Source organism: Paenarthrobacter sp. NPDC089714 (assembly GCF_044748905.1).
Classification (GTDB): domain Bacteria; phylum Actinomycetota; class Actinomycetes; order Actinomycetales; family Micrococcaceae; genus Arthrobacter.
The window spans coordinates 426,139-432,763 of the sequence record NZ_JBIVGX010000004.1; the positions used below are offsets into that span (position 1 = coordinate 426,139).

The following is a 6,625-nucleotide window of genomic DNA, read 5'->3' on the forward strand; positions in this document are numbered from 1 at the left end:
ACCACTACTGCCAGCCACATTGGCCTACCCGCGGACCCTGTCCAGGAACTGGGCAGTGCGGAACTCCAGCCCGGCGATTTGTTTGAGGACGACGGCGGCCGGGTCGGGATTGATCTCGTTGACCGGTGGTTCCTTGCGCACGTTGGCGCTGCAACCAAACTCGGCGCAGATCAACGTCCCCACGGTGTTGCCGTCCTTGCCGGATTGCCCGGCTTTCCTGGCGACCCACAGGTAGACATCGGCCTTGGAGAATACGTCCCGGCACAGTTCGCAGAGCACAGCCCGCTTCTTGCCGGAGCCACCCTCGGGGGCGCGGAGCATGATGCCTGTCAGCTTGCCGTTGGACGGCAGGACCAGGTACCCGCGTTGGGGCATTTTCTCGTCCCGCCAGCCCAGGAACTCCAAGGATTCCCACTCGATCGCGTCGAAGTCGCGGGGGAGGTTGAGCTTGGCGGCTTCTGAGCGGCTGGCATTGATGAAGGATGAACGGATTTGTTGCGCAGTGATTTTCTGCATGGCGAAGCTTCTTTCGGAAATTGACGACGTCGGCAGCGCGCCTGGCGCTGCGTCATGGCACGGGAGGCGTCGGTCACCGAAGTGCACCAAGGGGCGCCAATGAACCCCAGCGGTTGCTGGGGTTCGATGCTCTTGGTGCTAATTGGAGGATGCCGACGCGAGAGGGTGTGCCAAGCAGGCCAAAGCGGCCACCTCGCCAACCATGGCTGCAGCAACTGGAACAGTGCGCACGCTCATCCCCTCGTCATTTCCTTGGAAGCGGTAGTCCGCTGCCGCTATCCTCCCAAATTCCGCGGGGGACTGTCCACTGCGAGAGGAACGGCGAGAAGGGGGTGTTTGGTGAGAGAGGGTCGCCGGAAAGGGGCGGTTCGGTGAGAGAGGGTTCGCCGGAAGGGGCGGTTCGGTGAGAGAGGGTCGGCCGGAAGGGACGGTTCGGTGAGAGAGGGTCGGTGGGAAGGGGCGGTTCGGTGAGAGAGGGTGTGAATTGGGGCACGCTGAACGGTATTTTGGCGTCATGAGGGGATTAGGCGACGCAAACGTTTCGTAATTATCGAGAGGCTAGGCTAGCCTTACTTAGGTTCGCATCACTTACTTAAGGAGTCCCGTGGCTTCCCTTCTCCCACGCCGCGCCCTGCTGAAGACCGCAGGTTCTGCGACGGTCGCAATTGCCGCCGTCGCCCTCACCCTCACTGGCTGCTCCACTGGACCCGCCACTTCCACTCCGGCCTCCCAGCAGGCCGAGTCCACTGCCTTCCCCGTGACCATCAAGAACGTCTTCGGTGAGACCACCATCAAGGAACAGCCCAAGCGCGTAGTTACCGTTTCGTGGGTCAATGACGACATCGCGATCGCCTTGGGCGTTGTCCCGGTTGGTGTTCCGAAGAACGAGTGGGGCAACAACGACAAGGGCTCCACGCCGTGGAAGGACGCAGCCCTCGAGAAGCTCGGCGCCGGCTTCGGTACCGACAAGGCGCCGGTCCAGTTCTCCGAAGCTGACGGCATCAACTTCACCGAGATCGCCAAGCTCAGCCCGGATGTCATCCTGGCCGCGTACTCGGGTCTCGAAGAAGCCGACTACAAGAAGCTCAGCGAAATCGCCCCCGTCGTGGCCCAGCCGGAGCTCGCCTACGGTACCCCGTGGCAGGAAAGCACCACCCTGATCGGCAAGGCCCTGGGCAAGGAAGCCGAAGCCAAGAAGCTGATCGAGGACACCGAGTCCACCATCAAGGACAAGGTCTCCAAGTACCCGCAGATCAAGGACAAGACCTTCATCTACGGCAACCTCGAGCCCGCCAAGGGTGACGGCGTCAACGTCTACACCGCCATCGACAACCGCCCCCGTTTCCTCTCCGAAATCGGCATGAAGCTGGCACCTGTGGTCACCGAGAACACCAAGACCAACAAGGACTTCTTCATCCCGTGGTCTGCTGAGAAAGCCAACGAACTGACCTCCGACGTCTTCGTCACCTGGGTTCCCGAGGCTGCAACCGCAGATGCCATCAAGGCCGACCCGCTCCTGAGCCAGATCCCGGCCATCAAGTCCGGCGCACTGGTTGCCGACGCAAACCAGACCCTGACGCTGTCCATCTCCGCGTCGTCGCCGCTGAGCCTCCCGTGGGCTTTGGACACGTTCCTGCCTCAGCTTGGTGCCGCCGCCGACAAGGTCGCGGCCAAGTAAAGCAATGAAACTGAGTACGACGACGGCGGCTACCGCGGGGCGGGTTGGTGGCACTTCGGTGCCGGGTAACCAGCGAGGCATCGCCCCAGGCAGCGACACGGCCGGAAGGGGAACCCGGCCGCGGAGCGCAGGCAAGCGGACCGCTTGGCTGTTGGTCGCCGTCGTCGTACTCGCAGCTGCGTGCGCCGCGTCGTTGGCGATCGGCGCGCGCGGGCTTCCCCTTTCCACCATCTGGGAAGCCATCACGCACTTCAACCCGGCCGACGGCGACCACGCGGTGGTTATCGCCCGCATTCCGCGCACCGTGCTGGGTCTTCTTGCCGGAGCGGCCCTTGGCTTGGCCGGCGCTGCGATGCAGGGCGTGGCCCGCAACCCGCTGGCCGATCCCGGCATCCTCGGCCTCAACGCCGGTGCTGCCTTGGCCGTGGTGGTGGGCATCTATGTCTTCGGCATAGGCTCCCTGACCGGCTACATCTGGTTCGCCTTCATCGGCGCCGCAGCGGCCGCCGTCGTCGTTTACGCCATTGCGTCCCGCGGACGTGACGGTGCGACGCCGGTCAAGCTCGCTTTGGCAGGCGCGGCGCTGAGCGCTGGATTGTTTTCGCTGATGAACGTCATTCTCGTTTCCAGCCAGGACACCCTGGACCGCTTCCGTTTCTGGCAGGTGGGAAGCATCGGCGGACGTGACTGGTCCGTCCTCCTGCCCGCCCTGCCGTTCCTGGTGATTGGCGCCCTGATTGTGGTGGGCGGTGGCCGCGTACTCAACAGCCTTGCCCTCGGCGACGACATTGCCCGGGGCCTCGGCCAGAATGTTGCGTTGTCCCGCGGCATCATCGGCCTGGGCATCGTGCTCCTGTGTGGCTCCGCTACCGCGCTGGCCGGTCCCATCGGCTTCCTCGGCCTGGTCATTCCGCACGCCGTCCGGCTGCTGACCGGACCGGACTACCGCTGGATCCTGCCGTTCTCCATGGTGTCGGCGCCCATCCTGCTGATCGTGGCGGACGTGATCGGCCGCGTCATACTCCTCCCGGGCGAAGTTCCCGCGGGCATCATGACCGCGTTGGTTGGCGCTCCCGTGTTCGTTTGGCTCATCCGCCGCGGAAAGGGGGCCGGACTGTGACCACCCTCAAATCCACCGCCGAGCCGGCAACTAATGGCAATGGCTCCGGCGAGCATCCGCATCAATTGCCATCCCGCCGCGCGTTCAGCCCCACGATCTTCCTGGTGCTGGCCCTCGTAGTGATGTTCGCGGTCTACGTCCTGCTGGGCAGCTACACCGTGACCATCCCCGACTTCTTCAAGATCGTCATCAACCACCTGACCGGGGGCGAGAAGATTCCGGGCGCCACCTTCATCGTCATGGAACACAAGCTTCCCCGTGCCATGGTGGGGACGCTGATCGGCGTTGCCTTCGGCCTTGCCGGTGCGCTCTTCCAAACCATGCTCCGCAACCCGCTGGCCAGCCCGGACATCATCGGCATCAGCTACGGAGCAAGTGCTGCAGCCGTCACCGCGATCGTGGTGTTCGGTGCTTCCGGCGCCGTGATCTCCGGTGCTGCCCTGGGTGGCGCACTGGGCGTCGCTGCCATCATCTATGCCATTTCCCGCAAGACCGGTTCCGGGTCCGGCAGCCGCGGCAATGCTGCCGGAAACCGTCTCATCCTTGCCGGCGTGGGCATCGCCGCAGCGCTCCATGCCGTCGTGAACTTCCTCATGACCAGGGCGGACATCCGCACGGCCGCGGATGCCCTGGTATGGCTCAACGGCTCGCTGAACTCTGCCAACTGGGAACGAACGGGCGTCCTGGCCGTTGCGCTCTTGATCCTCGTTCCGGCCGTTATCGCCCTCGCGGGACCGCTGCGCATGCTCGAACTCGGTGACGATGCTGCCGCTGGATTGGGGATCAAGGTCAACGCCGCGCGGCTGGGACTCGTGCTGACCGCCGTCGGGCTTGCCGCCGTCGCAACTGCCGCGGCAGGTCCCGTGGCCTTCGTCGCCTTCCTTGCCGGGCCCATTGCCCGCCGCATCGTCCGCAAACCCAGCCTTCCGGCGTCGGCCCTCACCGGTGCGCTGATTGTGCTGGCCGCCGACTTCTTTGCCTCCAACATCGCGCCGGTTATCCTCGACGGAACCGTCCTCCCTGTTGGCGTCGTTACGGGTGCCCTCGGCGCCCCCTTCCTTCTGTGGCTCCTGCTCACGTCGAACCGAAAGGAAGCCTGACATGGCGATCCTTAATGCCAAGGACCTGACGCTCCAATATGAGCAGCGAAAGGTGGTGGAAGGCCTCACCACGGAGATTCCGGAGGGCAAGGTGACCATGATCGTGGGCGCCAACGCCTGCGGAAAGTCCACCCTGCTCCGCGGCTTGTCCCGGCTGCTGAAGCCTGCCGGCGGTGCCGTGACGTTGGACGGCAAGGACATCCATTCGCGCCCCGCCCGCGAACTCGCGCGGACCCTCGGCCTGCTCCCGCAGCACCCCACCGCGCCGGACGGCATCACCGTGCGGGACCTGGTGGGCCGCGGGCGGTACCCGCACCAAGGCTTCTTCCGCAGCTGGAGCGCCACGGACGACGCCGCTGTGCAGCGCGCGCTTGAAGCCACCGCAACGCTGGAACTCGCTGAGCGGAGCGTCGACGAACTGTCCGGTGGACAGCGCCAGCGCGTGTGGATCGCAATGGCCCTGGCACAGGAGACCGAGGTCCTGCTGCTCGATGAGCCCACCACGTACTTGGACCTCGCGCACCAGGTAGAGGTCCTGGACCTGGTCACGGACCTGAACCGCAGCCGCGGCACCACGGTGGCGATCGTGCTCCACGACCTCAACCTCGCGGCGCGCTACGCGGACCACGTGATTGCCATGAAGGGCGGCTGCATCGTCGCCGAAGGTCCGGCCCCGGTAGTGGTCACCGAGGAACTGGTCCACACCGTTTTTGGCCTGGAATCCCGTGTGGTTCCGGATCCGATCTCCGGCACGCCGCTGATCGTTCCCATTGGCCGCCACCACGCCCAAGCTCCGACACGTACCGAACATCACGCCCGTCACGCCAACGAACTGGAGATCGCCTCATGAGTGCACAACCCACCCGGGCCAAAGCGAGCGCCGCAGTGGAACCGATGACCCTGGCCTTCGACGTGACCGTCACCGCGGTCCAGGAGCTGAGCCCCAACTTCCGCCGCATCACCTTCGGCGGCTACTCCCTCCGCGACTTCGGGGTGGCAGGGGACACCCTTGACCTGCGCGTGAAACTCATGATTCCTTCCCTGGACCAGGACGGCGGCATCATCCCGCTCCCGGAGTTCAAGATGGACGAGGCCGGCTGGTACCAGGAGTGGCTCGCCATGGACCCAGCGGTCCGCGGATCCATGCGTACTTACACCGTCCGGTCCGAGCGCCTCGACGCCGTGTACCCGGAAATCGACATCGACTTCGTCATGCACTTTGACGATTCCGGCCACGGTGGACCGGCCGCCAACTGGGCAGTGGCAGCCAAGCCGGGCGATGCGCTGACCATCATCGGCCCCAACAACCGCGCGGCCCAATGCACCACCGCCGGTGCCTACGGTGGCATCGAATGGCGTCCCGGCCTTGCCCAGCGTGTGCTGCTCGCCGGCGACGAGACTGCCGTGCCGGCCATCAGCGCCATCCTGGAAAGCCTTCCCGCTGACATGACGGGCCACGCTTTCCTTGAAGTCCCCTCGGCGGCTGATTTCCAGGACATCAGCACGGCGGCCGACATCGAAATTACGTGGCTTGCCCGTGGCGCCGCGATTGGACGCTCCCGCCCGCACGGTGAACTCCTCAAGGAAGCCGTGGCAAAGGCTGTCCCCGTTCCGGGTTGGGTAGGCCTGAAGGGTGCCGACGCAGCGGCCGGTCCTGAGCCGGAGGACGTCAACGTGGACCAGGACATCCTGTGGGAAACCCCACAGCGCATGGACGCCGCAGCCATCGAAGCCACCAAGAACCCCACCCTCCCCGCCGGTGCCCTGCCGTTCTATGCGTGGATCGCCGGTGAAGCCTTCGTGATCAAGGAAATGCGCCGCTACCTGGTGCGGGACGTCGGCATCGACCGGAAGCAGGTTGCCTTCATGGGTTACTGGCGCCAAGGCAAAGCGGAGGGCTAAGCGTTCTCCGTCGAGTCCGCCGCCGCGGCGGGTGGCCGGTTGGCTGGTCCGCCCGCGCGGCGGCCGTCCTCGGCGTGCTGCTCCTTCGTCGCTTTGACGCACGCTGCCGGACGCCCGCCGCGCGGTCTCGGGCGCGCGTCCCCTTCCAACGCTCTCTCACCAAATGCCCCCTTTTGCCCAACGCTCTCTCACCAAATAGCCCTTTTTGCTCAACTGCGGTCGTATGGTTTTCTGAGACAGGTTGATGGGAGATCGACTTCAGATGACCGGGCCCAGAAGAAAATATGATGCTGCTTTCCGTGAGGAAGC

Annotated in this window: 6 protein-coding genes; 5 read left to right on the forward strand and 1 reads right to left on the reverse strand. The window is 65.1% G+C overall.

The window, feature by feature from the left end; all coding sequences use genetic code 11:
- Positions 1 to 24 precede the first annotated feature (24 nt).
- Entirely contained in the window at positions 25 to 516 is a 492-nt protein-coding gene (locus tag ACIPY3_RS10780; protein WP_400333685.1) for an FBP domain-containing protein, read from the reverse strand.
- A 604-nt stretch (positions 517 to 1,120) separates the two neighbouring features.
- Between ACIPY3_RS10780 and ACIPY3_RS10785 the strand changes: the two genes are divergently transcribed.
- The 5 genes from ACIPY3_RS10785 (at position 1,121) to ACIPY3_RS10805 (ending at position 6,316) form a co-directional block, all read left to right on the forward strand.
- Entirely contained in the window at positions 1,121 to 2,194 is a 1,074-nt protein-coding gene (locus tag ACIPY3_RS10785) for an iron-siderophore ABC transporter substrate-binding protein (protein WP_400333688.1), read from the forward strand.
- A gap of 4 nt (positions 2,195 to 2,198) precedes the next feature.
- Positions 2,199 to 3,314 (forward strand): FecCD family ABC transporter permease, encoded by a 1,116-nt coding sequence (locus tag ACIPY3_RS10790; protein ID WP_397326686.1) that lies wholly within the window; start codon positions 2,199 to 2,201, stop codon positions 3,312 to 3,314.
- 122 nt (positions 3,315 to 3,436) lie between these two features.
- On the forward strand, positions 3,437 to 4,414 hold the full coding sequence (locus ACIPY3_RS10795; RefSeq protein WP_400333708.1) for a FecCD family ABC transporter permease: 978 nt from the start codon (positions 3,437 to 3,439) through the stop codon (positions 4,412 to 4,414).
- 1 nt (position 4,415) lies between these two features.
- Positions 4,416 to 5,264, forward strand: coding sequence for an ABC transporter ATP-binding protein (locus ACIPY3_RS10800; protein ID WP_397326685.1), 849 nt, complete (start codon positions 4,416 to 4,418; stop codon positions 5,262 to 5,264).
- Positions 5,261 to 6,316: a siderophore-interacting protein gene (locus ACIPY3_RS10805; protein WP_400333691.1), complete on the forward strand. Its 1,056-nt coding sequence runs from the start codon at positions 5,261 to 5,263 to the stop codon at positions 6,314 to 6,316. Before ACIPY3_RS10800 ends, ACIPY3_RS10805 begins: the two co-directional genes overlap by 4 nt.
- The last annotated feature ends 309 nt before the right edge of the window (positions 6,317 to 6,625 follow it).

Excerpts from the sequence above, each read along its gene's own strand:
- ACIPY3_RS10780 (WP_400333685.1), bottom strand. The coding sequence starts at position 516 with ATGCAGAAAATCACTGCGCAACAAATCCGTTCATCCTTCATCAATGCC.
- ACIPY3_RS10790 (WP_397326686.1), top strand. The coding sequence starts at position 2,199 with ATGAAACTGAGTACGACGACGGCGGCTACCGCGGGGCGGGTTGGTGGC.
- ACIPY3_RS10795 (WP_400333708.1), top strand. The coding sequence starts at position 3,437 with ATGTTCGCGGTCTACGTCCTGCTGGGCAGCTACACCGTGACCATCCCC.
- ACIPY3_RS10800 (WP_397326685.1), top strand. The coding sequence starts at position 4,416 with ATGGCGATCCTTAATGCCAAGGACCTGACGCTCCAATATGAGCAGCGA.
- ACIPY3_RS10805 (WP_400333691.1), top strand. The coding sequence starts at position 5,261 with ATGAGTGCACAACCCACCCGGGCCAAAGCGAGCGCCGCAGTGGAACCG.